The organism is Salmonella sp. A1325, from assembly GCF_056991255.1.
This window is the reverse complement of the sequence record NZ_JAMLWO010000015.1, coordinates 1-25,780: the sequence shown is the minus strand read 5'-3', so window position 1 is coordinate 25,780 and position 25,780 is coordinate 1. Positions and strand designations below refer to the sequence as shown.

Below are 25,780 nucleotides of genomic sequence, written 5' to 3'. Positions count from 1 at the left end.
CACCCTCCGATTAAGGCGTTAAAGTTTTTTGGCTTTTTCCACGGCTTCGTCGATGGAACCGACCATGTAGAACGCCTGCTCCGGCAGGTGATCGTATTCGCCTTCCATGATGCCTTTAAAGCCACGGATGGTGTCTTTCAGGGAAACGTATTTGCCCGGAGAACCGGTAAATACTTCCGCCACGAAGAACGGCTGGGACAGGAAGCGCTGAATTTTACGCGCGCGTGCTACCACCAGTTTATCTTCTTCAGACAGTTCATCCATACCGAGGATGGCGATGATGTCTTTCAGTTCCTGATAACGCTGCAGGATGGACTGAACGCCACGCGCGGTGTCGTAGTGTTCCTGACCAACAACCAGCGGATCCAGCTGACGGCTGGTGGAGTCCAGCGGGTCAACGGCCGGGTAGATACCCAGGGATGCGATCTGACGGCTCAGTACCACGGTTGCATCTAAGTGCGCAAAGGTGGTGGCTGGAGACGGGTCAGTCAAGTCATCCGCCGGTACGTATACCGCCTGTACGGAGGTGATAGAACCGGTTTTGGTGGAGGTGATACGTTCCTGCAGAACGCCCATCTCTTCCGCCAGAGTCGGCTGATAACCTACTGCGGAAGGCATACGGCCCAGCAGTGCGGATACTTCCGTACCGGCCAGGGTGTAACGATAGATGTTATCGACGAACAGCAGTACGTCACGACCTTCGTCACGGAATTTCTCCGCCATGGTCAGGCCGGTCAGTGCAACGCGCAGACGGTTTCCCGGCGGCTCGTTCATCTGGCCATACACCAGGGATACTTTATCGATAACGTTGGAGTCGGTCATTTCGTGGTAGAAGTCGTTACCCTCACGAGTACGTTCACCTACGCCCGCAAACACAGAGTAACCGGAGTGCTCGATCGCGATGTTACGGATAAGCTCCATCATGTTTACGGTTTTACCTACACCCGCACCACCGAACAGACCGACTTTACCGCCCTTCGCGAACGGACACATCAGGTCGATAACTTTGATACCGGTTTCCAGCAGTTCCTGAGAGTTTGACAACTCTTCGTAGGAAGGCGCTGCGCGGTGAATCGCCCAACGTTCTTCTTCGCCGATCTCGCCTTTCATGTCGACCGGTTCGCCCAGGACGTTCATGATACGACCCAGCGTGGCTTTACCTACCGGGACTTCGATCGGGTGTTCGAGATCTTTTACATCCAGACCGCGACGCAGACCGTCAGAAGACCCCATCGCGATGGTACGCACAATACCGCCGCCAAGCTGCTGCTGAACTTCCAGCACCAGCTTCTCATTACCATTCTGCACCTCAAGAGCATCGTACACGCGTGGTACGGCATCCTGAGGGAACTCGACGTCGACCACGGCGCCGATTACCTGGACAATCTTTCCAGTAGCCATCTTAAATCCTCTACGAAATAACCTGGTTAAACCGCGGCGGCCCCCGAGACGATCTCGGTGAGTTCCTGAGTAATGCTGGCCTGACGAGCTTTGTTGTATACCAACTGCAGCTCTTTAATCAGGCTGCCGCCATTATCGGTTGCGGCTTTCATCGCCACCATTCGTGCGGCCTGCTCGCTGGCCAGGTTTTCTACCACGCCCTGATAAACCTGAGACTCCACATAACGACGCAGGAGAGTATCCAGCAGCGCTTTCGGGTCTGGTTCATACAGGTAATCCCAGGCTTTACGCTTCAGATCATCATCTTCTGACGCCGGCAGCGGCAGCAGTTGAGTGATCGTCGGCACCTGAGACATGGTGTTAATAAATTTGTTGCTGACAATGTAAAGCTTGTCCAGACGGCCTTCGTCGTAGGCCTGCAACATCACTTTAACCGGACCGATCAGTTCGGACAGAGAAGGGTTATCCCCCATACCTGTCACCTGAGCGACAACGTTGCCGCCTACGGAATTAAAGAATGACACGCCCTTAGAGCCGATCATTGCGAGTTCGCACTGAACGCCTTTATCAGACCATGCCTTCATATCCGCCAGCAGCTTTTTGAACAGGTTAATGTTCAAGCCACCGCACAAACCACGGTCGGTCGACACTACCAGGTAGCCCACGCGTTTAACGTCGCGCTCTTCCAGGTAGGGGTGCTTATATTCCAGATTACCGTTCGCAAGGTGACCAATCACTTTGCGCATGGTCTCTGCATAAGGACGGCTGGCCGCCATGCGATCCTGCGATTTACGCATTTTGGAAGCGGCGACCATCTCCATCGCTTTAGTGATCTTTTGCGTGTTCTGGACGCTTGCGATCTTACTACGTATCTCTTTTGCGCCGGCCATGAGCTTCTCCTCAATGCCTTACGGCCTGCCCTAAGGCAAGCCGCCAGACGTTACCAGGACTGGGTTGCTTTGAAGGAATCGAGGATGCCTTTCAGCTTGCCTTCGATTTCGTCGTTATAGCCACCGGACTGGTTGATCTCTTGCATCAGCGGAGCGTGATCACGGTCGACGTAAGCCAGCAGTGCGGCTTCGAAGCTACCGATTTTCGCCAGTTCGACATCCGCCAGATAACCACGTTCTGCTGCGAACAGAACCAGAGACTGCTGCGCGACGGACATCGGCGCATACTGTTTCTGTTTCAGCAGTTCGGTCACTTTCTGACCGTGGTCAAGCTGTTTACGGGTGGCATCGTCAAGGTCGGATGCAAACTGAGAGAACGCCGCCAGTTCACGATACTGCGCCAGCGCGGTACGAATACCACCGGACAGTTTTTTCATGATCTTGGTCTGGGCTGCGCCACCTACACGGGATACCGAGATACCCGGGTTAACCGCAGGACGAATACCGGCGTTAAACAGGTTAGATTCCAGGAAGATCTGACCATCGGTAATCGAAATTACGTTGGTCGGAACGAACGCGGAAACGTCACCTGCCTGCGTTTCGATAATCGGCAGCGCGGTCAGAGAGCCGGTTTTCCCTTTCACTTCACCTTTGGTGAAGGCTTCGACGTAGTCGGCGTTAACACGCGCAGCACGCTCCAGCAGACGAGAGTGGAGGTAGAATACGTCGCCCGGGAATGCTTCACGTCCTGGCGGACGACGGAGCAGCAGGGAGATCTGACGGTAAGCAACAGCCTGTTTAGACAGGTCATCGTAAATGATCAGCGCATCTTCGCCGCGGTCGCGGAAGTATTCGCCCATTGCGCAACCGGCATACGGCGCCAGATATTGCAGCGCAGCGGATTCGGACGCGGTCGCCACCACAACAATGGTGTTAGCCAGCGCGCCGTGTTCTTCCAGTTTGCGCACCACGTTAGAGATGGTGGACGCTTTCTGGCCGATAGCGACATAGATACATTTGATGCCGGAGTCGCGCTGGTTGATGATGGCGTCGATAGCCAGCGCGGTTTTACCGGTCTGACGGTCGCCGATGATCAGTTCACGCTGACCACGACCGATTGGGATCATGGAGTCAACGGCTTTATAACCGGTCTGCACCGGCTGATCGACAGACTGACGATCGATAACGCCCGGCGCAATCGCTTCAACGGCAGAGAAGCCGTCATTATCAACCGGACCTTTACCGTCGATTGGCGCACCCAGGGTGTTTACCACACGTCCCAGCAGGCCGCGGCCAACCGGAACTTCCAGGATACGACCCGTACATTTAACCTTCATGCCTTCGGCAAGGTCAGCGTATGGACCCATGACTACCGCACCCACGGAGTCGCGCTCCAGGTTCAGTGCGATAGCGTAACGGTTACCCGGCAGGGAGATCATTTCACCCTGCATACAATCGGCCAGGCCGTGAATGCGGATAACACCGTCACTGACAGAAACAATAGTACCTTCGTTGTGAGCTTCGCTCACCACATTGAACTGAGCAATGCGCTGCTTGATCAGTTCGCTGATTTCGGTGGAATTCAGTTGCATGCTCCAGTCCCCTTAAGACTGCAAGACGTCTGCAAGGCGCTCAAGACGGCCGCGTACGCTGCCATCAATGACCATATCACCCGCCCGGATGATAACGCCTGCCATTACAGACTTATCGATTTTGCAATTCAGCTTCACTTTGCGTGACAGACGTTTTTCCATCGCGGCGCTGATTTTCGAAAGCTGCTCTTCACTCAATGCGGTTGCCGACGTAACTTCTACCTCGGAGGTAGCTTCACTGGCGGCACGCAGATGAATAAACTGCTCCAGAACATCCGGGAGCGCGTTCAGACGATTATTTTCAGCCATCACCCGAATCAGGTTCTGACCGTTTTCGTCTAACTGCTCACCGCAGACTGCGATAAACGACTCAGCGAGCGTTTCCGGCGCCAGCGCGCCAGAGAGAAGCTCTGCCATTTGTTCGTTCTTGGTTACCTCGGCGGCAAACGCCAGCATATCCTGCCAGCGCTCTACACTTTGGTGTTCAACGGCAAAGTCAAAAGCTGCTTTGGCGTAGGGGCGAGCTACCGTAACAAATTCAGACATCAGCCCCTCCCTCCTTACAGTTCAGCGACAAGTTTATCCACGATGTCGCTGTTAGCAGCTTCATCCACGGAACGTTCGATGATCTTCTCGGCGCCAGCAACAGCCAGGATAGCAACTTGCTTACGCAGCTCTTCACGGGCACGTTTACGCTCGGCTTCAATTTCCGCCTGCGCCTGCGCCACGATTTTAGTACGTTCCTGCTCTGCTTCAGTTTTGGCTTCGTCCAGGATCTGAGCGCGGCGTTTGTTTGCCTGCTCGATGATTACCTGAGCTTCCGCTTTCGCTTTTTTCAGCTGGTCGGTCGCGCTGGCCTTTGCAAGGTCAAGATCCTTATGTGCTCGTTCAGCAGAAGCGAGACCGTCAGCAATTTCTTTCTGACGTTTCTCGATGGCTGCCATTAACGGCGGCCATACGTACTTCATGCAGAACCAGACAAAGAGAATAAACGCGATGGCCTGGCCGAGGATTGTTGCGTTAAGATTCACAGCACAATGCCTCTATCTAGTTAACCTTCTGATATTGCTCTTAATTCAAGCAACGCTTACTACGCGACAGCGAACATCACGTACAGACCCAGACCTACAGCGATCATCGGGATAGCATCCACCAGACCCATAACGATAAAGAACTGAGTACGCAGCAGAGGAATCAGATCAGGTTGACGCGCCGCGCCTTCCAGGAATTTACCCCCGAGGATGCCGATACCGATCGCAGCACCGATTGCCGCCAGACCCATCATCACAGCGGCAGCCATGTACAGCAGATCCATATTCAGGTTTTCCATGACAGTCTCCAGTTTGTTTCAGTTAAAACGTAGTAGTGTTGGTAAATTAATGCTCTTCGGACGCCATCGACAGATAGACAATCGTCAGAACCATGAAAATGAAGGCTTGCAGCGTAATAATCAGGATGTGGAAAATGGCCCACGGCACATTCAGAATCCACTGTGACCACCACGGCAACAGACCAGCAATCAGAATGAAAATCAGCTCACCGGCATACATGTTGCCGAACAGTCGCAGACCGAGAGAAACCGGTTTGGACAGCAGACTTACCCCTTCAAGGATTAAGTTGACAGGAATGAACGCCCAGTGATTGAACGGCTGCAGCGTCAACTCTTTAGCGAAGCCGCCGATGCCTTTCATTTTGATGCTGTAGAACAGAATAAGGATGAATACGCCCAGCGCCATCGATAGGGTGATGTTGACGTCAGCAGACGGCACCACGCGCGTTGCCGGCAGACCCAGCCAATGCTCAGCGATATACGGCAGCAGGTCGATAGGCAGTAAGTCCATCAGGTTCATAAGGAATACCCAGACGAAAATCGTCAGGGCCAGCGGCGCAATCAGCTTGCTTTTGCCATGGTACATGTCTTTGACGCTGCCATGCACAAAGCCGACTATCAGCTCAATCGCGGTCTGAAACTTGCCTGGCACGCCGCTGGTCGCTTTTTTAGCAACGCTACGGAACATCACCAGAAACAACAGACCCAGCACCACCGAGAAGAACATGGAGTCAATATTGAGCGTCCAGAAGGTGGCTGGGGGGTTCTGCGGATCCACCAGCGAGAAAGTACGCAGGTCCAGCTGAAGGTTATTCAGATGGTGTCCTATGTATTCCTGCGGCGTCATATTTTCTGAAGCCATGATGCCTTTTACCCTTTGTTGTTAATTACAGCCGGCGCCAGTATCTGAACCACCAGCACCAAAACCCACGTAACGATCAGCGGCAAAAACACCGCCTTTAAAACCGCCAACGCCACCACCAGTAAAACCAGCATCGCTAACACCTTGAAGGCTTCACCGAAGGCGAAAGTCCAGGACACGCGGCCCTTAGCAGGTGTATGCGCCTGGTGACGCCAGGCAAATATCATAAACAACATATTAGGCAGTGCCACTGCCAATCCCCCACATACTGCGGAGATGCCCCAGAAGGGGTCTTTGAGGCAAAACAGCAATCCACTTGCTATTACCGCCAGAAACTGAATGAACAGAAGCTTACGAGCAACGTTTCGACTCACGAGCGACACAGACATCACGTTTTTACTCCTGCTCACTTCGAGGTATGCCGCGTGTCGTATAAAACGTTCTTTAAGACTTAGAGTCAAGCATCAAAAAGCGGTCAAATTATACGGTGCGCACCCGTGATTTCAAACAATAAGTAGCCAAAAGGTGAATAAATGTTTAAATATTTTTCTCTGGCCCGCATTTTTAACTTTTAGCCAAAGTGTGAACGATCGTACAAAACTGCAAATAGCACGAAAACACTGGCGATAAAGCGTGCACCAGATCACACATTAAACATATTCATGCTTACGCAATTCATTTACGTGTCAATTCATGCCTTTTCATCTTTTTGATATTTAAGCGTAAAACCAAGTACTGTTTTAAAAATACCAGCTTACACCTTAAAAACGCCCCATTGACATTTATAATAAAAATTTAACAAGCAAAAGTGATTTTTCGATTCGATTTTTAGCAGACTGATATTTACAAAGTTGATTACTCTCTGTTTTAACAAAAGAAGCGACGTTGTCATGTTGAAACGAAACCGTAAATCCAGAGTTAAATGTAACAACGCTGAAATGCGTTATACCTGTCGATTTTTAACACAAGCCGCGTCGTTTTTTTTCTATTTTTTTTGATAAAAATTAAACTTTGTTTGACTTAATAATCACCAGATGCCGCTCGCCTTCCAGTTGCGGAACGCGTAATTTTTCAACAGATTCGACGCTAAAATTGTTAGGTAGTGAGGCAATTTCATCCCCTGGCAATTGCCCTTTTAAGGCATAAAAACGCCCTTTCTCTCCCGGCAGATGGTGACACCAGCTCACCATATCATTCAACGATGCGAAAGCGCGGCTGATAACGCCATCAAACGGCGGTTCGGAGGGATAGGCTTCAACGCGGCTTTGAACCGGCGTGATGTTTTCCAGTTTCAGTTCGTGCTGGACCTGACGCAGAAAACGTACCCGCTTGCCCAGGCTGTCGAGTAAGGTGAAATGCGCGTCAGGGAGAACAATAGCCAGCGGGATGCCCGGCAGCCCCGGTCCTGTTCCTACATCGATAAAACGCTGTCCCTGAAGATACGGCGCAACGACTATGCTGTCGAGAATATGGCGTACCAACATTTCGTTGGGATCCCGCACTGACGTCAGGTTGTATGCTTTGTTCCATTTGTGCAGCATATCAACGTAGGCGACCAGCAGCGTTTTCTGGTGATCGGTAAGAGAAATACCGGCATCAGCCAGCAGACGAGAGAGTTTGTTGAGCACGGTCATTACCTGTTAATAATCAAATGCCCGATGCGCTTTCGCTTATCGGGCCTACAAATTTGTAGGGCGGGCAAGCGAAGCGCCCCCGCCAAATTAGTGTTATCAAGCGCTACGACGCAGCATACCTTGTTTTTTCAGCCATACCAGCAGAATGGAGATTGCCGCTGGCGTAACACCGGAGATACGCGATGCCTGGCCGATAGACGCCGGTTTATGATCGTTCAGCTTGGCGATAACTTCGTTCGACAGACCGGAAACCTGACGATAATCCAGCGTGGCAGGCAGCAACGTATTCTCGTTACGTAGTTGTTTTTCAATCTCATCCTGCTGGCGAGCGATATAGCCTTCGTATTTGACCTGGATTTCCACCTGCTCAGCGGCTTGCTCATCTTCAAGCGCAGGTGCGAATGCGGCAAGCGAAGTGAGCTGCGCGTAGGTCATTTCCGGACGACGCAACAGATCTTCGCCGCTGGCCTCACGGGAGAGAGGCGTGGTCAAATGCGCATTCACTTCATCGGCGGATTCCGCAGACGGCGTTACCCATGTCGATTTCAGCCGCTGACGTTCTCGTTCGATATTTTCCAGCTTCTCGTTGAAGCGCGCCCAGCGTTCATCATCCACCAGACCCAGCTCGCGGCCCATTTCAGTCAGACGCAGATCGGCGTTGTCCTCACGCAGCATCAGGCGATATTCGGCGCGGGAGGTAAACATGCGATACGGCTCTTTGGTGCCCAGCGTACAGAGATCGTCCACCAGCACGCCGAGATAAGCCTGAGAACGCGCAGGCGCCCAGCCCTCTTTGTCGGCGGAAAGACGCGCGGCATTCAGACCAGCGAGCAAGCCCTGCGCCGCAGCCTCTTCATAGCCGGTAGTACCGTTGATTTGACCAGCAAAGAACAGGCCGTGAATAAATTTACTTTCCAGTGTCGGTTTCAGATCGCGCGGGTCGAAGAAATCGTACTCAATCGCGTAACCAGGGCGAACGATCTTCGCGTTCTCCATGCCCTGCATGGAACGGACAATCTGCATCTGCACGTCAAACGGCAGGCTGGTGGAGATACCGTTAGGGTAAATCTCGTTAGAGGTCAGTCCTTCCGGCTCAAGGAAGATCTGATGCTGGTTACGATCGGCAAAACGCATCACCTTGTCTTCGATCGAAGGACAGTAGCGTGGGCCGATCCCTTCGATCACGCCAGCGTACATTGGGCTACGATCGAGGTTATTACGAATCACGTCATGGGTTTTCTCATTGGTATGCGTGATGTAACACGGCACCTGTTGCGGATGCTGAGAAGCATTCCCCATAAACGAGAAAACCGGCATCGGGTTATCGCCATGCTGTTGAGCCAACACGCTAAAATCGATAGTACGCGCATCAATACGCGGCGGTGTGCCGGTTTTCAGGCGACTGACGCGTAGCGGAAGCTCACGCAGACGGCGAGACAGCGGGATGGATGGCGGATCGCCAGCACGACCGCCGCTGTAGTTATCCAGACCAATATGAATTTTGCCGTCCAGGAAGGTCCCGACGGTCAGCACCACCGCTTTCGCGCGGAATTTGAGCCCCATTTGGGTCACAGCGCCGACAACGCGATCGTTTTCGACAATCAGATCTTCAACAGCTTGCTGGAAGATCATCAGATTCGGCTGATTCTCCAGCGCGGTACGCACCGCCTGGCGATATAAGACTCGATCCGCCTGAGCCCGGGTAGCGCGAACGGCCGGACCTTTGCTGGCGTTTAGTATCCTAAACTGAATACCTGCCTGATCGATCGCTTTCGCCATCAGACCGCCGAGCGCATCCACCTCTTTTACCAGATGTCCCTTTCCAATACCGCCGATCGCCGGGTTGCAGCTCATCTGTCCCAACGTGTCAATATTGTGTGTCAAAAGCAGAGTCTGTTGACCCATACGCGCTGCGGCCATCGCGGCCTCAGTGCCTGCATGACCCCCGCCAATAATAATGACGTCAAAAGGATCCTGATAAAACATGGTAATTGCCTCGCATAACGCGGTGTGAAAATGGATTGAAGCCCGGGCGGTGGATTCTACTCAACTTTAGCCGATGGAGAAAGCCCCGGGATCCGGGCTATTAAAAAGAAGATCTTTTTATTTAGAGATCTGTTCTATTGTGATCTCTTATTAGGATCGCTCCAGGCTGTGGATAACCCGGATCCTGTAATAAAGATCAATGCGTTGGTAAGGATCACTAGCTGTGAATGAACGGTGATCGTGGCCCGTATAAGCTGGGATCAAAACGGGTACTTATACACAACTCAAAAAGTGAACAACGGTTATTCTTTGGATAACTACCGGTTGATCCAAGCTTTCCACCAGATTTATCCACAATGGATCGCACGATCTTTACACTTATTTGAGTAAATTAATCCAGGATCCGAGCCAAATCTCCGCTGGATCTTCCGGAATCTCATGTTCAAGGATGTTGATCTTCAGTGTTTCCCCAACCTGTTTTGCGCCAGCGCCTTTCAGTTCCGCTTCTATTTTCTCAATCGCGCCGCAAAACGTGTCGTATTCTCGACTGCCAATGCCAATTGCGCCGAAACGTACCGCGGAAAGATCGGGTTTCTGCGTCTGAAGGTCTTCATAGAAAGGGGTCAGGTTGTCCGGAATGTCTCCGGCGCCGTGCGTTGAGCTGATTATCAGCCAGATCCCGGAAGTTGACAGATCCTCTAATAACGGACCGTGCACCGTTTCGGTTGAAAAACCGGCAGTTTCCAGCTTTTCCGCCAGATGTTCCGCGACGTATTCGGCGCCGCCCAGGGTGCTGCCGCTGATAAGAGTAATGTCTGCCATTGATCGCTCGCTCAGGTAAAGAGGCTGCATTGTACTCTGTGAACGAGCTGGGATCTACCTGTGGAAAAATGTGGGATTAAAAAAGCCGATCATGGCTTGATGGTGCGCATGATCGGGTTCTGCAAGACGATCAGTGTCTCAGTGGACTGAATTTCATCAATTGTTTGGATCTTGTTGATAAGTACGTGCTGAAGCGCGTCGATTGATTTGCACATCACTTTTATAAAGATGCTGTAGTGACCGGTGGTGTAATACGCTTCCGTCACTTCATCCAGGCTTTCCAGCCGGGCCAGTGCGGAGGGATAGTCTTTGGCGCTTTTGAGAATGATGCCAATAAAGCAGCCCACATCGTAGCCCAGCTGTTTGGGGCTGACGTCAATCCGTGCGCCAGTAATAATCCCGGCCTGCTTCATTTTCTCGACGCGAACGTGAATGGTTCCAGGGCTAACGCCAAATTGTTTGGCCAGTTCGGCGTAGGCAGTGCGGGCATTTTCCATTAAGGCGTCAAGTATGCCGCGGTCCAGATTGTCGATCTGATAATTTTCCATCGCTTTTTCTTATGCAGATTAATGATTATCTCTATTTTAGCCATTATTTTTAACGAATCAAAATCGAAGTTGGCTTTTTATCTGTTGATTATTGAATAGTGCTCTCATTTTGTTGCTTAATCATAGGCAACAGGACGCAGGAGTAAAAAAATGAAAACCGCTTACATTGCCAAACAACGTCAAATTAGCTTCGTGAAATCACATTTCTCTCGCCAGCTGGAGGAGCGTCTGGGTCTAATTGAGGTCCAGGCGCCGATCCTGAGTCGCGTAGGAGATGGTACGCAGGATAATTTGTCCGGCTGTGAAAAAGCGGTGCAGGTAAAAGTGAAAGCATTGCCTGACGCCCAGTTCGAAGTGGTGCATTCACTGGCGAAGTGGAAACGTCAAACCCTGGGGCAGCATGACTTCAGCGCGGGCGAAGGGCTGTACACGCACATGAAAGCCCTTCGCCCCGATGAAGACCGACTCTCTCCGCTCCACTCGGTCTATGTGGATCAGTGGGACTGGGAGCGTGTCATGGGCGATGGCGAGCGCCAATTTTCCACCCTGAAAAGCACAGTAGAGGCTATATGGGCAGGAATTAAGGCGACGGAAGCGGAAGTGCATAAACAGTTTGGTCTGGCACCGTTCCTGCCGGATCAGATCCATTTTGTTCACAGTCAGGAGCTGTTGTCTCGCTATCCGGATCTGGATGCGAAAGGGCGCGAACGCGCGATCGCCAAAGAACTTGGCGCCGTTTTCCTGGTGGGGATCGGCGGTAAACTGAGCGATGGCCACCGCCATGATGTACGTGCGCCGGATTATGATGACTGGAGCTCCGCATCTGAGCTGGGCTACGCCGGTCTGAACGGCGATATCCTGGTGTGGAACCCGGTGCTGGAAGATGCGTTTGAGCTTTCCTCTATGGGTATCCGCGTAGATGCCGATACGCTGATGCGCCAGCTGGCGTTGACCGGTGATGAAGATCGTCTGCAACTGGAGTGGCATCAGGCGCTGCTGCGCGGCGAAATGCCGCAGACCATCGGCGGCGGGATTGGGCAGTCGCGTCTGACGATGTTGCTGCTGCAATTGCCGCATATTGGTCAGGTGCAGTGCGGCGTATGGCCCGCGCAGGTTCGCGAAAGCATTCCTGCTATTTTATAAGCCGTTAGCGCCGCCAGCGTCTCAGCAGGCGGCTTCGCATCCCGGTGTCAAAGCGCCAGATATGATCGAAAATGCGCATGATGCCGGGTTTGCCGTGCGCCGACATCGCCACCGCATGGAATCGATGCTGATGAAGACGCTGCAACTCTCCCACTTTGCTCACCACGTCATCCGGCAAGCGCTGGGCGATAAAATCCGAAATGACCACCGCATCGGCATCAAACCATTCCCGTCCCTGCATTCTTTCAATAATGGCGCGAAAACAGCTGGCGATATCCGTGCCGCCGCGAAAACGTTGACTTAAAAAGCGGATGGCCTGCTCAATACCTTCCGGGCCGGAGAGTTCATAACGCACAACGTCAGTGGAAAACAGCATAATAAAGCAGCGGCGGTTATCCGCCAGCGCAACGCGCATCAACGCCAGGCAGAACGCTTTTGCGCACTGCTCGTTAAATCCTCCCATCGAGCCTGAAGTATCGACGCAGACAATAAACGGTCCGCGCGGCTGCTCGTCGACATCCTGGTGTACTACCGGCCGTTCGGTCACTTTCTCACGCCACGCTTCGCCATGCAGGCGATAGGTGAGGAGCTGTTTTTCCACTAACCGGCGGTAAAATTCATATTCCAGCTCGGTGATGCCGAGCGTCGCCAGCTCTGGCGGCAACAGGCGCAGAATATCATCGCCTTGCTGTATACCGTCAACCTGCTCCGGCACCGTTGCGGGTTCGCGTACCAGTGTACGAAAGGTTTCCATCGGCGCGTCTTTTTTCGGTACTGATTTGGCTTCCCGCGAACGTCCCAGTTGTTCCGCCAGTTGCATTAGTTCCGGCTGGGCGGCGAGAAATTCGCCGTATTTTACGATCAGTTGATAATCACCACGTTTAAGCTGTCCCGCGCTCATATCCCACAGGCGGCCTGCGGCATTATCATTTTCCGCCAGCGTCGGTTCCAGTTGCCCGCTCAACGTCATCCGTTCCTGAACGTCACTCAGCAACTGCTCGCGCTCTTCTTCCAGTAGTTGCTGGTTTAACGTGGTGGCCTGCACCACCAGACTTAACCGCCAGCGTTGCAAAAAAAGCGTGTGTAGCGCAGGGGTAAAGGTACTGTTGCTCTCCGTCAACTGCTTCGCCTGCGCGGCATACGGTGAATGCAGGCGATGAAGCAACGCCAGTATTTGCGGCAGTTGCACGATGAACTGTGGGGTAGAGAGAAGTTGGCTTTGCTGATAACACATGACCTCTTCCATGAGTTCCGGCGGAACGCGTGCGTCTTTAAGACGGCTGCGTAGCGCTTCCCGCCAGCGCGGGAGATCGGCGGTCACGGCGTTTTTTAAACGCGGAAACTTTTCAAAGAAAATGACCAGCTGTGGGGAAGCCAGTAGCGCGAGGATCATCTCTTCGACCATTCCCTCTTCGCTGACGGCCAGCATGGTATTTAGCGTATCCAGCGTCAGCATTGTTGCGCCTGGCGGATCTGTTCTCCTACATCCTGCAGGCTGGCCTCAATGCGCCCTAACCAGTCGCTGTGAATAAACAGGCAATGTTGCTGCTCGCTGAAGCGGGTATGCTGCTGGCGCCAGTCGTTTTCTAACGTTTCCAGCTGCTGTTTGATCTCCGCAGGCATACTGTCTTCAGCCGCTCCCGGTAACGCCAGACGGGTACCTTGTAGACTGATGTCGCGCACCACCAGATGTTGAGCGTTATCGACTTCCATATTCAACGTTTGGGCAAAGCCGATCCCGTTCAGTTTGCCGCGGATCTCGCCGCCTTTGGTCAGCCAAAGTTCCAGCGCGCTGCGGTCAAAGGTAATATGGATCACTTCCATATCATGCAGTTTTAGCGGTTTTTGTAGCAATAACGTCAACGTTGACGCACTGGCTTCCGGCGGTAAAGTGTAATGCGGGCGGCGGCTGAACATACCGCCTTCTTTAATGACGGTGAAGGCGGTTTTATCGCTTTGCTGTTGCTGCAACTGGAGGCGGCGCTGGACAATACCGCCGAGGCGAGTCAGCATGGCCTGCTGCTGCCAGGCGTGTCCGGTCATCAATATTTCCAGTTGCTGTTGCATGAGATTCAGACTCTGCGCGTCATACCACAAGCAATCTTTTAGCAGGATAAGGTCAATCGGCGCAACCGCGTCGCGTCCGCTAAAGAAGGCGCTGGCCTGTAACAGGCGGATGGCTTTCTTCCAGCGACGGTCGGAGACATAAGGCGCATTCGGCAAATTATCCAGCTGTTGGCGCAGAGTAAATATCAGCTCAAAGACCGGATCAGGCAGTGAAATCGCGCCGATATCTTTTTGCCACTGTTGATATTCTTCGTCGCTAACCTGTAACGAGGCGGGGACCGGGTTATCACTCTCATCCTGCTGACTAATCAGCATGGAGCGGAAATTGGCTTTATCCTGAACTTTATCCAGCCACAGGCGAATCAACATTCGGTCGTACAAGGCTTCCAGGCTGCTGTCCGCTTCGGGCAGTTCGTTGGAGGCCGCCACCAGCAGCCGCATCGGAATTTTTTCCTCAAATGCGCCGTTGCGGAAATGGCGTTCGTTAATGGCGGTCAGCAATGTGTTCAGGATAGCGGGCCCGGCTTTCCAGATTTCATCCAGAAAAACGATTTCGGCTTCGGGAAGATAGCCGGTCGTTAAGCGTTCATAGCGACCTTCATCTTTCAGCGCCTGAATAGAGAGCGGGCCAAACACCTCTTCCGGCGTGGAAAAGCGTGTCATCAGATATTCAAAAGCGCGGGCGCGCTGGAAAGCAAACTTCAGGCGGCGGGCAATCAGACTCTTGGCGATACCGGGCGGGCCCAACAAAAAGACGCTTTCACCGCTTAACGCCGCCAGTAGGCACAGGCGTATGGCGTGACTACGTTCATACAGCCCCTTCTCAAGGGCGCTGCTCAGACGGGAAATTCTTTCCGCTAATAAATGTGGGTGAGCCATAATAAAGAGGCGTCCTTTCGACAAATGGATCATGCTAATTGCGAGTATAGACGTTTCACCACCGGGGCTATAATCGTCTGATGCGCTGTTTATTTTTCTTTGAGCCAGGTTAATCTGGCTTCATTTAGGGGTACGATTTTATGATTAATCGTGCATACTGTGCGCTTTTTTGTGGGCCAAGGGACTAAGCACACATTTCATATCTATACACTCATTCATTCAAACTACATCAAGGCGGCAAAGGAGTGAATCCCCTGGCACTAACATTCAACGTGTGACTGGGGTAAGCGAATGCAGCCGACAAGGAGGTAGCGTGAAGGGTGACGTGTATAAACGAAAGATGAGTCTATGAGCACTGATAATAAGCAATCGTTGCCTGCGATTACCCTCGCAGCTATTGGGGTTGTCTACGGTGATATTGGTACCAGCCCGCTTTATACGCTTCGTGAATGTTTGTCCGGTCAGTTTGGTTTTGGCGTTGAACGAGATGCCGTGTTTGGTTTTCTGTCGCTGATCTTCTGGCTACTCATCTTTGTGGTTTCCATCAAATATCTCACCTTCGTGATGCGCGCCGATAACGCGGGTGAAGGTGGAATTTTGACGCTGATGTCGCTTGCCGGGCGTAATACCTCGGCGCGCACCACATCCATGTTAGTTATCATGGGACTGATAGGCGGCAGCTTCTTCTATGGCGAAGTGGTGATTACGCCGGCGATTTCGGTGATGTCGGCGATTGAAGGCCTGGAGATTGTCGCGCCGCAGCTGGATACCTGGATTGTCCCGCTCTCCATTATTGTGCTGACTCTGTTGTTTATGATTCAGAAGCACGGTACGGGAATGGTAGGGAAACTCTTTGCGCCGATCATGCTGACCTGGTTTTTAATCCTGGCGGTACTTGGCCTGCGCAGTATTATCGCCAATCCCGAAGTGTTACATGCGCTGAATCCTGTCTGGGCGGTACGTTTTTTCCTTGAATATAAAACCGTATCATTTATTGCGTTGGGCGCGGTGGTGCTGTCGATTACCGGCGTAGAGGCGTTGTACGCCGATATGGGACACTTCGGTAAGTTCCCGATTCGCCTGGCGTGGTTTACCGTGGTACTGCCGTCGTTAGTACTGAACTACTTTGGTCAGGGCGCATTGCTACTAAAGCATCCGGAAGCGATTAAAAATCCCTTCTTCCTGTTGGCGCCGGACTGGGCGTTAATTCCGCTGCTGATTCTGGCCGCGCTGGCGACGGTGATCGCCTCCCAGGCGGTCATTTCCGGCGTCTTTTCGCTGACGCGTCAGGCCGTGCGTCTTGGCTATTTGTCGCCAATGCGCATTATCCATACCTCCGAGATGGAGTCCGGTCAGATCTATATCCCTTTCGTTAACTGGCTGCTTTATTTCGCGGTCGTGGTTGTTATTGTTAGCTTTGAGCACTCCAGCAACCTGGCGGCGGCCTATGGTATCGCCGTGACCGGCACGATGGTGCTGACGTCTATTCTTTCTACGACCGTGGCGCGTAAGAACTGGCACTGGAACAAATATTTTGTCGCGCTGATCCTCATCGCGTTCCTGTGCGTGGATATCCCGCTGTTCTCGGCTAACCTCGACAAATTGTTGTCCGGTGGTTGGCTGCCGCTGAGCCTGGGCCTGATCATGTTCACGATCATGACCACCTGGAAGAGCGAGCGTTTCCGCCTGTTGCGTCGTATGCATGAACACGGTAATTCGCTGGAAGCGATGATTGCTTCACTGGAGAAGTCACCGCCGGTTCGGGTGCCGGGTACTGCCGTATACATGTCGCGCGCGCTCAGTGTGATCCCTTTTGCTTTATTGCATAACCTGAAGCACAACAAAGTGTTGCATGAGCGCGTAATCTTACTGACGTTGCGTACGGAAGATGCGCCTTATGTGCATAACGTTCGCCGGGTGCAGATTGAGCAGTTGTCTCCGACATTCTGGCGCGTGGTGGCCAGCTACGGCTGGCGCGAAACGCCAAACGTTGAAGAGGTGTTCCACCGCTGCGGTCTGGAAGGGCTTAGCTGTCGGATGATGGAAACGTCGTTCTTTATGTCGCACGAGTCGTTGATTGTCGGCAAACGCCCGTGGTATTTGCGTCTGCGCGGCAAGCTGTATTTGTTGCTGCAACGCAACGCCCTGCGCGCGCCGGATCAGTTCGAGATCCCGCCTAACCGCGTGATTGAGTTAGGAACTCAGGTCGAGATTTAACCTCCCATCACCATGCCGGGGGCCGCGTTGGCTTGCCCGGCTTGGCCAATCCGTAGATTCCCACACGATAATCGCCATTGGGCGATTATCTTCACCTGATTTCCGCTAGCGAAACGTTTCGACGGCGATCACAATTCTGTTACGTCATGATGGTTTTATGAACACATCCAGGGTTACACTGCGGCCAGCGAAACGTTTCGCTAGTGGAGCAGAAAAATGAAGAAAGGCACCGTACTCAACTCTGAAATCTCGTCGGTCATTTCCCGTCTGGGGCATACTGATACTCTGGTGGTCTGTGATGCGGGTTTACCCATCCCGAATAGCACCGCGCGTATCGATATGGCACTAACCCAGGGCGTACCTTCTTTTATGCAGGTGGTGGATGTCGTGACTCGGGAAATGCAGGTTGAGGCGGCTATTCTTGCAACGGAAATCAAACAACAGAATCCGCAGCTCCACGAAACGTTGCTCACTCACCTTGAGCAACTGCAGCAACACCAGGGAAACACCATAAAAATTAGTTATACGACACATGAACAATTCAAAAAATTGACTGCAGACAGTCAGGCGGTGATTCGCAGCGGGGAGTGTTCCCCGTATGCGAACGTCATTCTTTGCGCTGGCGTCACTTTCTGAGGCCGCTATGGACGCATTACTGCAACTCAAAGGGATCGATAAAGCGTTCCCCGGCGTGAAGGCTCTCTCCGGCGCCGCGTTAAACGTTTATCCTGGCCGCGTTATGGCGCTGGTGGGGGAAAACGGCGCCGGAAAATCCACCATGATGAAAGTATTAACCGGCATCTATACGCGAGATGCGGGATCGTTGTTATGGCTGGGTAAAGAGACCACCTTTAATGGGCCTAAATCGTCTCAGGAAGCCGGGATCGGCATTATTCACCAGGAACTGAACCTGATCCCGCAGTTGACCATTGCGGAAAACATCTTCCTGGGCCGTGAGTTTGTGAATCGCTTTGGCAAAATCGACTGGAAAAAGATGTATGCCGAAGCCGACCACCTCTTAGCCAAACTCAATCTGCGCTTTAAGAGCGATAAGCTGGTGGGCGAACTCTCTATCGGCGATCAGCAAATGGTGGAAATCGCCAAAGTGCTGAGCTTCGAATCCAAAGTCATCATTATGGATGAACCGACCGATGCGCTGACCGACACTGAAACCGACTCTCTGTTCCGCGTTATCCGCGAATTAAAATCGCAGGGGCGCGGCATTGTCTATATCTCTCACCGTATGAAAGAGATTTTCGAAATTTGCGATGACGTGACGGTCTTCCGCGATGGGCAATTTATCGCCGAGCGTGAAGTGGCCACGTTGACCGAAGATTCTCTTATCGAAATGATGGTGGGACGTAAGCTGGAAGATCAGTACCCGCATCTGGATAACGCGCCGGGTGAGATTCGCCTCAAGGTCGATAATCTGTGCGGACCGGGCGTGAATGATGTCTCTTTTGTGCTGCGAAAAGGCGAGATTCTTGGCATTTCCGGCCTGATGGGCGCCGGTCGCACCGAGCTGATGAAAGTATTGTACGGCGCGATGCCGCGAACCAGCGGTTACGTGACGCTTGATGGACACGAAGTGGTGACGCGTTCTCCGCAGGACGGACTGGCCAATGGCATCGTTTATATCTCTGAAGACCGTAAGCGCGATGGACTGGTGCTCGGCATGTCAGTTAAAGAGAATATGTCGCTGACGGCGCTGGACTATTTCAGCCGCGCTGGCGGAAGCCTGAAACACAAAGATGAGCAGCAGGCGGTGGGGGATTTTATCCGTCTGTTCAACGTCAAGACGCCATCAATGGAACAGGCGATAGGCCTGCTTTCCGGTGGTAATCAGCAAAAAGTGGCGATTGCCCGCGGGTTGATGACGCGCCCGAAAGTGCTCATTCTCGACGAGCCGACCCGCGGCGTGGACGTCGGCGCCAAGAAAGAGATTTACCAGCTTATCAACCAGTTTAAGGCCGACGGCCTGAGCATCATTCTGGTCTCATCTGAGATGCCAGAAGTATTAGGCATGAGCGATCGCATCATCGTCATGCATGAAGGGCATCTCAGCGGTGAATTTACTCGCGAGCAGGCCACCCAGGAAGTGTTAATGGCTGCCGCAGTGGGCAAGCTTAATCGCGTGAATCAGGAGTAAAAAAGATGACAACCCAGGCTGTTTCTGGTCGCCGTTATTTCACTAAAGCGTGGCTTCTTGAGCAGAAGTCGCTCATTGCCCTGCTGGTGTTGATCGCGATTGTTTCGACGTTGAGCCCCAACTTTTTTACCGTTAATAATCTGTTCAATATTCTTCAACAGACCTCCGTCAACGCCATTATGGCGGTGGGGATGACGTTGGTGATTCTGACATCGGGGATCGATCTGTCCGTCGGTTCCCTGCTGGCGCTCACCGGCGCGGTTGCCGCTTCAATCGTCGGCGTTGAAGTGAATGCGCTGGTCGCGGTTGCCGCCGCGCTGGCGCTGGGCGCTGCGATTGGCGCCGTCACTGGCGTTATCGTCGCGAAAGGCCGCGTACAGGCGTTTATCGCTACGCTGGTGATGATGCTGCTACTGCGCGGTGTAACGATGGTTTACACCGACGGTAGCCCGGTCAACACCGGCTTTACCGATAACGCCGATCTGTTTGGCTGGTTCGGTATTGGCCGTCCGCTGGGCGTTCCTACGCCGGTCTGGATCATGGCTATCGTCTTTATCGCCGCCTGGTATATGCTGCATCACACCCGTCTGGGACGCTATATCTACGCGCTGGGCGGTAACGAAGCGGCGACGCGTCTGTCTGGCATTAGCGTGAGCAAAGTGAAAATTATTGTCTATTCACTTTGCGGCCTGACAGCGTCGCTGGCGGGCATCATTGAAGTGGCGCGCCTCTCTTCCGCGCAGCCGACGGCGGGTACCGGCTATGAGCTGGATGCTATTGCCGCCGTGGTGCTGGGCGGCACCAGCCTTGCAGGTGGTAAAGGGCGCATTGTTGGGACATTGATCGGCGCATTGATTCTCGGCTTCCTTAATAATGGTTTGAATTTGTTAGGTGTTTCCTCCTATTACCAGATGATCGTCAAAGCGGTGGTGATTTTGCTGGCGGTACTGGTAGACAACAAAAAGCAGTAACAACGACTACAGGACATCTGAAATATGAACATGAAAAAACTGGCTACCCTGGTATCTGCTGTTGCGCTGAGCGCCACCGTGAGCGCGAATGCAATGGCGAAAGACACCATTGCGCTGGTGATCTCTACCCTCAATAATCCCTTCTTCGTGTCGTTAAAAGACGGGGCGCAAAAAGAGGCGGATAAACTGGGTTATAACCTGGTGGTGCTGGACTCCCAGAACAACCCTGCCAAAGAGCTGGCGAACGTGCAGGATTTAACCGTTCGCGGGACCAAAATTTTGCTGATCAACCCGACTGATTCCGATGCGGTGGGTAACGCGGTGAAGATGGCGAACCAGGCGAAGATTCCGGTTATCACGCTTGACCGCCAGGCAACCAAAGGCGATGTCGTCAGCCATATCGCGTCTGATAACGTGCTGGGCGGTAAGATCGCTGGCGACTATATCGCGAAAAAAGCTGGCGAAGGCGCCAAAGTGATTGAGTTGCAAGGCATTGCCGGAACATCTGCGGCGCGTGAGCGTGGCGAAGGTTTCCAGCAGGCGGTAGCCGCCCACAAATTTAATGTCCTGGCCAGCCAGCCTGCCGATTTCGACCGTACTAAGGGTCTGAACGTCATGCAGAACCTGCTGACCGCGCATCCGGATGTTCAGGCTGTCTTCGCCCAGAACGATGAAATGGCGCTGGGCGCACTGCGCGCGCTGCAAACTGCCGGTAAAGCAGATGTGATGGTGGTTGGATTTGACGGTACGCCGGATGGCGAAAAGGCTGTAAAAGATGGCAAACTGGCAGCGACTATCGCTCAGTTACCGGATCAAATCGGCGCCAAAGGCGTTGAAGTGGCGGATAAGGTGCTGAAAGGCGAAAAAGTTCAGGCCAAATATCCGGTTGACCTGAAACTGGTCATCAAGCAGTAATAAACGACACGGGTCAACTATGGCCTGATGGCGACAGAAATACGCGAGCCTCCGCTGAGGTGAACGTAAAAAAAGAAAAGCAGGGCACGCGCCACCCTAACCGGTGGCGCACTTTGACGTGGAACCCCGAATATGAAAACCGCAGGTAATCTCATCGTCCTTGGCAGCATTAATGCCGATCATATCCTTAATCTTGAGTCCTTCCCTACCCCGGGTGAAACGGTAACCGGTAGCCATTATCAGGTCGCGTTTGGCGGGAAAGGCGCGAATCAGGCGGTTGCTGCGGGACGTAGCGGGGCAAATATTGCGTTTATCGCCTGCACGGGCGATGACGATATTGGCGACAGTATTCGTAAACAATTAGTCAGCGATCGTATTGATATCACGCCAGTTAGCGTCATTAAAGGCGAGTCTACCGGGGTGGCGCTGATTTTCGTTAATGGCGAAGGCGAGAACGTCATCGGTATTCATGCCGGAGCGAATGCCGCGTTATCGCCGGCGTTGGTTGATGCGCAACGTGAACGTATCGCGCAGGCGGATGCTTTACTGATGCAGCTGGAATCGCCGCTGGACAGCGTACTGGCGGCGGCGAAAATCGCCCATCAACATCATACTACTGTTGCGCTGAACCCGGCGCCTGCCCGTGAGCTACCGGATGAACTGCTGGCGCTGGTGGACATCATCACGCCAAATGAAACGGAAGCTGAAAAGCTGACGGGCGTGCGTGTGGAAAATGACGACGATGCCGCGAAAGCTGCGCAGGTTTTGCATGATAAAGGCATTCGAACCGTATTAATTACCTTAGGAAGCCGTGGCGTCTGGGCCAGCGTAGACGGCGAGGGCCGCCGCGTTCCTGGATTTAGCGTTGAGGCTGTCGATACCATTGCCGCCGGAGATACGTTTAACGGCGCCTTTATCACCGCGATACTGGAGGAGACGCCGTTGCCGGAAGCGATTCGCTTTGCCCATGCCGCCGCCGCGATTGCCGTAACGCGTAAAGGCGCGCAACCTTCCGTTCCGTGGCGCGAAGAGATAGAAGCGTTTTTACATCAGCAGGGGTAACGCTTGGCTACTATGAAAGATGTTGCCCGCCTGGCGGGAGTCTCTACATCGACGGTCTCTCACGTTATTAACAAAGATCGCTTTGTGAGTGAGACGATAACCGAAAAAGTTGAAGCGGCGATTAAATCACTTAACTATGCGCCTTCCGCGCTGGCGCGAAGCCTCAAGTTAAACCAGACCCGCACGATTGGTATGCTAATTACCGCCAGTACCAACCCTTTTTATTCCGAACTGGTGCGCGGCGTTGAGCGAAGCTGTTTTGAGCGCGGCTATAGTCTGGTGCTGTGCAATACCGAAGGCGACGAGCAACGGATGAACCGCAACCTGGAGACGCTGATGCAAAAACGGGTAGACGGTTTACTGCTGCTGTGTACCGAAACGCATCAGCCTTCTCGTGAAATCATGGAGCGTTATCCGTCTATTCCTACCGTCATGATGGACTGGTCGCCGTTTGATGGTGAGGGCGATAGCGATCTCATTCAGGATAATTCGTTGTTAGGCGGCGATCTTGCTACCCAATACCTTATCGATAAAGGATTTACCCGAATAGCCTGTATTACCGGCCCGCTGGACAAAACGCCAGCGCGTTTACGGCTGGAAGGGTATCGGGCGGCGATGAAACGCGCAGGGCTGGCTATTCCACAAGGCTATGAGATCACCGGCGATTTTGAATTTGGCGGCGGCTTTGACGCCATGCAGGCGTTACTCGCCCATCAACAGCGACCGCAAGCGGTTTTTACCGGAAACGATGCGATGGCTGTCGGTGCCTATCAGGCGCTATATCAGGCGGGGCTTCGTATTCCGCAGGATATGGCAGTCATTGGCTATGATGACATTGAGCTGGCGCGCTATATGACGCCGCCGCTGACGACTATCCATCAGCCGAAAGATGAATTGGGCGAGCTGGCTATTGATGTGTTGATTCATCGGATGGCGCAGCCCGCCTTGCAACAACAGCGACTTCAGCTTACTCCGGTTTTGACGGTGCGTGGGTCGGTTTAGATTTATGCCGTTCTTTAATCAGATTGTTGCCGTCTTTGGCTCTTAGCAGCATAAACATCAGCGCGGACATGATAGTGATCGCCCCCATCGTGATAAAGGTATAGTGGAACTGTTCTACGGTACTGGTGCCCGCAAAACCTTCATAAATACGTAACACCGCCGCGCTGATCGCCACGCCTAAACTGATAGACAATTGCTGCGTAACTGCCAGAACGCTGTTGCCGCTGCTGGCGTTATCGTCTGTCAGATCCGCAAGAGTAATCGTATTCATTGCCGTAAATTGAGTGGACATCGCCATTCCAAGAATGAATAGCGGCAGCACGAGCATCCAGATCGGCATGGCGGGAGATTGAAACGAAAACTGGGCAATCATCAGACCGATAAATACCGTAATGCCGACCAGAGTCTTCCGGTATCCCAAACGTCGTAAAACCTGCGTTACGGTCGATTTCGCGATAATAGAACCCAAAGCTGTCGGCGCCATCATGCAGCCGGCGATCAGAGCCGGGTAGCCAAAACCAACCTGTAGCATTAACGGCATCAAAAAAGGTACGCAGCCTGTCCCCAGACGCGTGGCGAGGTTGCCGGCAATACCGACGGAAAATGTGCGTGTCTTAAACAGCGATAGTGATATTAACGGTGTCGGATGACGGCGGGCGTGGCGGATATAGGCCAATAGTAGAACGATACTGCAAAAAATAATGGCGGATGCGATCCATGTCGCCACAATCTTTTCGCCAAACAGTTCCATTCCGCTGGAAAATAAAACCAGACTTAACCCAAAAAGAAAGAAGCCGGTCATGTCAAACTTACGACGCGGCGTGGTGAAGTTGGGCATATATTTGCGGGCATACAGAATGCCTGCAACACCAATGGGAATATTAATCAGGAAGATCCAGTGCCAGCTTGCCCAGGTCACCAGTACGCCGCCTAATACCGGCCCCAGAATCGGACCTACCAGGCCCGGCATAGTGACAAAGTTAAGAACGGGCAGCAGCTCACTACGCGGATAGGCTCGCAATAACGCCAGCCGCGCCACTGGCATCATCATCGCTCCGCCGACGCCTTGTACGACGCGAAAAATAACCAATTCAGATAGTGAACTGGAGAGCGCGCAGGCCAGCGAGCCTAACGTAAACAGACTTACGGCAACCATAAAGACGCGACGCGTACCGAAGCGGTCAGCCAACCAGCCGCTTACCGGAATTAACATAGCTACTGTCAGGGTATAACTGATAATAGCGGACTGCATGGCGAGTGGTGAACGGTTAAGACTATGCGCAATAGCCGGTAAAGCGGTATTCAAAATGGTGGCGTCTAGCGCCTGCATAAAGAAGGCCATCGCCGCGATCCACGGCAGGCCAGCCATACTGCGCGCTTTTTTGCTGGTCATTCAATATCCTGTTAATTATCTGGTCTCTCATTAGGCGCTATTAACAACGCCTGGCAGGCCTGGAAAGCGCGTTCGCCGTCGCCATCAGCGATGGCATCAACAATGGCCTGGTGCAAATCCAGCTTTACCACCTCGTTATAGGTGATTGAGGTAAAGTAAGTGTGATAAACCGAATGAAATAGCGTCGCAAAAGAGATTAGAAAGGGATTGGCGCTCATTTCGTAGATATGCTCGTGCCACGCCATATCCACTTCAATCCATCGTTCACGCTTAAAATGCTTTTTCAGCGCGACCATCTCTTCCATTAAGGCATTAAGCCGCGCTTTCTGCTCCGGTGTGCCAAGAGTCGCCGCCAGCAGGCAGGCTTGCGGCTCCAGGCTAATACGCATCACCAGAAAATGATCCACCACCTGATGAAAATTTTCTTCCGTCATCCACCAGGTCAGCAGCTCTTGATCCAGAAAGTTCCAGTTTCCCTGCGGCATCACCCGCGTACCAATGCGCGGACGGGGTAGCACCATACCTTTAGCCGTCAACGTTTTCACCGCTTCGCGAACTGCCGTTCGACTTACGCCGTACTGCTCGCCCAGTTCTATTTCGCCGGGAAGAATCGTACCAGGGGCGTAGTCACCCTTTAATATCCGCTGCGCCAGCTTTTCAGCCAGAACATAGGATAGATTTTTCTGTGCGGCTAATTGTTGTGCGCTTAAAGGCATGAATGTTCTTCCTTTCTCTTTCGTTTGGTTATTAGTATGCCACCTGGAAGTGTGATTGCAGTTGCAATAACGGCAATTTGCTTATTTTATGGCACGTTAAGCACGCCATTGATGAAAAAAGAGACACTCAGAAAATTATTTTAAATTTCCTCTTGTCAGGCAGAAATAACTCCCTATAATGCGCCACCACTGACACGGAAC

The 25,780-nt window shown here is 52.8% G+C and carries 24 protein-coding genes; 8 read left to right on the top strand and 16 right to left on the bottom strand.

The annotated features are described in order from the left end of the window. Nucleotides 1–18 precede the first annotated feature (18 nt). The 12 genes from atpD to asnC form a co-directional block, all read right to left on the bottom strand. Complete coding sequence (gene atpD, locus NAZ64_RS20900) at nt 19–1,401, bottom strand: F0F1 ATP synthase subunit beta (RefSeq protein ID WP_000190499.1); 1,383 nt, start codon at nt 1,399–1,401, stop codon at nt 19–21. Nucleotides 1,402–1,427: 26 nt separating this feature from the next. Then, nucleotides 1,428–2,291 carry a F0F1 ATP synthase subunit gamma gene (atpG, locus tag NAZ64_RS20895; RefSeq protein ID WP_000896506.1) on the bottom strand — a complete coding sequence of 288 codons (864 nt, stop codon included), beginning with the start codon at nt 2,289–2,291 and terminating at the stop codon, nt 1,428–1,430. 50 nt (nt 2,292–2,341) lie between these two features. After that, complete coding sequence (gene atpA / locus NAZ64_RS20890) at nt 2,342–3,883, bottom strand: F0F1 ATP synthase subunit alpha (protein WP_001176751.1); 1,542 nt, start codon at nt 3,881–3,883, stop codon at nt 2,342–2,344. A gap of 12 nt (nt 3,884–3,895) precedes the next feature. Then, nucleotides 3,896–4,429 (bottom strand): F0F1 ATP synthase subunit delta, encoded by a 534-nt coding sequence (atpH, locus tag NAZ64_RS20885; protein WP_001288957.1) that lies wholly within the window; start codon nt 4,427–4,429, stop codon nt 3,896–3,898. A gap of 14 nt (nt 4,430–4,443) precedes the next feature. Continuing rightward, nucleotides 4,444–4,914, bottom strand: coding sequence for a F0F1 ATP synthase subunit B (gene atpF / locus NAZ64_RS20880; RefSeq protein ID WP_001052212.1), 471 nt, complete (start codon nt 4,912–4,914; stop codon nt 4,444–4,446). A gap of 59 nt (nt 4,915–4,973) precedes the next feature. Continuing rightward, a complete protein-coding gene (gene atpE / locus NAZ64_RS20875) occupies nt 4,974–5,213 on the bottom strand; it encodes a F0F1 ATP synthase subunit C (protein WP_000429386.1) in 240 nt (79 codons plus the stop codon). Between the two features lie 46 nt (nt 5,214–5,259). Further along, nucleotides 5,260–6,075 (bottom strand): F0F1 ATP synthase subunit A, encoded by an 816-nt coding sequence (gene atpB / locus NAZ64_RS20870; RefSeq protein WP_000135632.1) that lies wholly within the window; start codon nt 6,073–6,075, stop codon nt 5,260–5,262. Between the two features lie 8 nt (nt 6,076–6,083). Beyond that, nucleotides 6,084–6,464 (bottom strand): F0F1 ATP synthase subunit I, encoded by a 381-nt coding sequence (gene atpI, locus NAZ64_RS20865; RefSeq protein ID WP_000116685.1) that lies wholly within the window; start codon nt 6,462–6,464, stop codon nt 6,084–6,086. Between the two features lie 615 nt (nt 6,465–7,079). Beyond that, nucleotides 7,080–7,703, bottom strand: coding sequence for a 16S rRNA (guanine(527)-N(7))-methyltransferase RsmG (gene rsmG, locus NAZ64_RS20860; RefSeq protein WP_220569530.1), 624 nt, complete (start codon nt 7,701–7,703; stop codon nt 7,080–7,082). Nucleotides 7,704–7,805: 102 nt separating this feature from the next. Continuing rightward, nucleotides 7,806–9,695, bottom strand: a complete 1,890-nt coding sequence (mnmG, locus tag NAZ64_RS20855) for a tRNA uridine-5-carboxymethylaminomethyl(34) synthesis enzyme MnmG (RefSeq protein ID WP_000499872.1) — start codon at nt 9,693–9,695, stop codon at nt 7,806–7,808. 378 nt (nt 9,696–10,073) lie between these two features. Continuing rightward, the gene (gene mioC / locus NAZ64_RS20850; protein ID WP_024797538.1) at nt 10,074–10,517 is read right to left on the bottom strand and encodes an FMN-binding protein MioC; all 444 of its coding nucleotides are present in this window, start codon (nt 10,515–10,517) and stop codon (nt 10,074–10,076) included. An 89-nt stretch (nt 10,518–10,606) separates the two neighbouring features. Next, on the bottom strand, nt 10,607–11,065 hold the full coding sequence (gene asnC, locus NAZ64_RS20845; RefSeq protein WP_000433016.1) for a transcriptional regulator AsnC: 459 nt from the start codon (nt 11,063–11,065) through the stop codon (nt 10,607–10,609). 150 nt (nt 11,066–11,215) lie between these two features. Here asnC and asnA point away from each other — a divergent pair, with 150 nt between their 5' ends. Then, nucleotides 11,216–12,208 (top strand): aspartate--ammonia ligase, encoded by a 993-nt coding sequence (asnA, locus tag NAZ64_RS20840; RefSeq protein ID WP_000845120.1) that lies wholly within the window; start codon nt 11,216–11,218, stop codon nt 12,206–12,208. Nucleotides 12,209–12,212: 4 nt separating this feature from the next. Here asnA and viaA read toward each other — a convergent pair whose 3' ends face one another. Then, entirely contained in the window at nt 12,213–13,664 is a 1,452-nt protein-coding gene (viaA, locus tag NAZ64_RS20835) for an ATPase RavA stimulator ViaA (RefSeq protein WP_000956585.1), read from the bottom strand. Then, on the bottom strand, nt 13,658–15,154 hold the full coding sequence (ravA, locus tag NAZ64_RS20830; RefSeq protein WP_000940975.1) for an ATPase RavA: 1,497 nt from the start codon (nt 15,152–15,154) through the stop codon (nt 13,658–13,660). Before ravA ends, viaA begins: the two co-directional genes overlap by 7 nt. 348 nt (nt 15,155–15,502) lie before the next feature. Here ravA and kup point away from each other — a divergent pair, with 348 nt between their 5' ends. From kup to rbsR, 7 genes are all read left to right on the top strand, one after another. After that, entirely contained in the window at nt 15,503–17,371 is a 1,869-nt protein-coding gene (gene kup / locus NAZ64_RS20825; protein WP_000102338.1) for a low affinity potassium transporter Kup, read from the top strand. A gap of 216 nt (nt 17,372–17,587) precedes the next feature. Then, a complete protein-coding gene (gene rbsD / locus NAZ64_RS20820; protein WP_000715944.1) occupies nt 17,588–18,007 on the top strand; it encodes a D-ribose pyranase in 420 nt (139 codons plus the stop codon). 7 nt (nt 18,008–18,014) lie between these two features. Further along, on the top strand, nt 18,015–19,520 hold the full coding sequence (gene rbsA, locus NAZ64_RS20815) for a ribose ABC transporter ATP-binding protein RbsA (RefSeq protein ID WP_000339359.1): 1,506 nt from the start codon (nt 18,015–18,017) through the stop codon (nt 19,518–19,520). Between the two features lie 5 nt (nt 19,521–19,525). Further along, entirely contained in the window at nt 19,526–20,491 is a 966-nt protein-coding gene (gene rbsC, locus NAZ64_RS20810; RefSeq protein ID WP_000211345.1) for a ribose ABC transporter permease, read from the top strand. A gap of 24 nt (nt 20,492–20,515) precedes the next feature. Next, nucleotides 20,516–21,406: a ribose ABC transporter substrate-binding protein RbsB gene (rbsB, locus tag NAZ64_RS20805; RefSeq protein ID WP_001056260.1), complete on the top strand. Its 891-nt coding sequence runs from the start codon at nt 20,516–20,518 to the stop codon at nt 21,404–21,406. A gap of 132 nt (nt 21,407–21,538) precedes the next feature. Further along, complete coding sequence (gene rbsK / locus NAZ64_RS20800; RefSeq protein WP_023219903.1) at nt 21,539–22,468, top strand: ribokinase; 930 nt, start codon at nt 21,539–21,541, stop codon at nt 22,466–22,468. A 3-nt stretch (nt 22,469–22,471) separates the two neighbouring features. Then, a complete protein-coding gene (gene rbsR, locus NAZ64_RS20795) occupies nt 22,472–23,470 on the top strand; it encodes a ribose operon transcriptional repressor RbsR (RefSeq protein ID WP_000224491.1) in 999 nt (332 codons plus the stop codon). Here rbsR and mdtD read toward each other — a convergent pair. Then, nucleotides 23,436–24,863, bottom strand: coding sequence for a multidrug transporter subunit MdtD (mdtD, locus tag NAZ64_RS20790; RefSeq protein WP_220569529.1), 1,428 nt, complete (start codon nt 24,861–24,863; stop codon nt 23,436–23,438). The two genes, rbsR and mdtD, sit on opposite strands and share 35 nt — an antisense overlap. 11 nt (nt 24,864–24,874) lie before the next feature. Next, nucleotides 24,875–25,579 (bottom strand): FadR/GntR family transcriptional regulator, encoded by a 705-nt coding sequence (locus NAZ64_RS20785; protein ID WP_001131144.1) that lies wholly within the window; start codon nt 25,577–25,579, stop codon nt 24,875–24,877. Nucleotides 25,580–25,780: the final 201 nt, after the last annotated feature.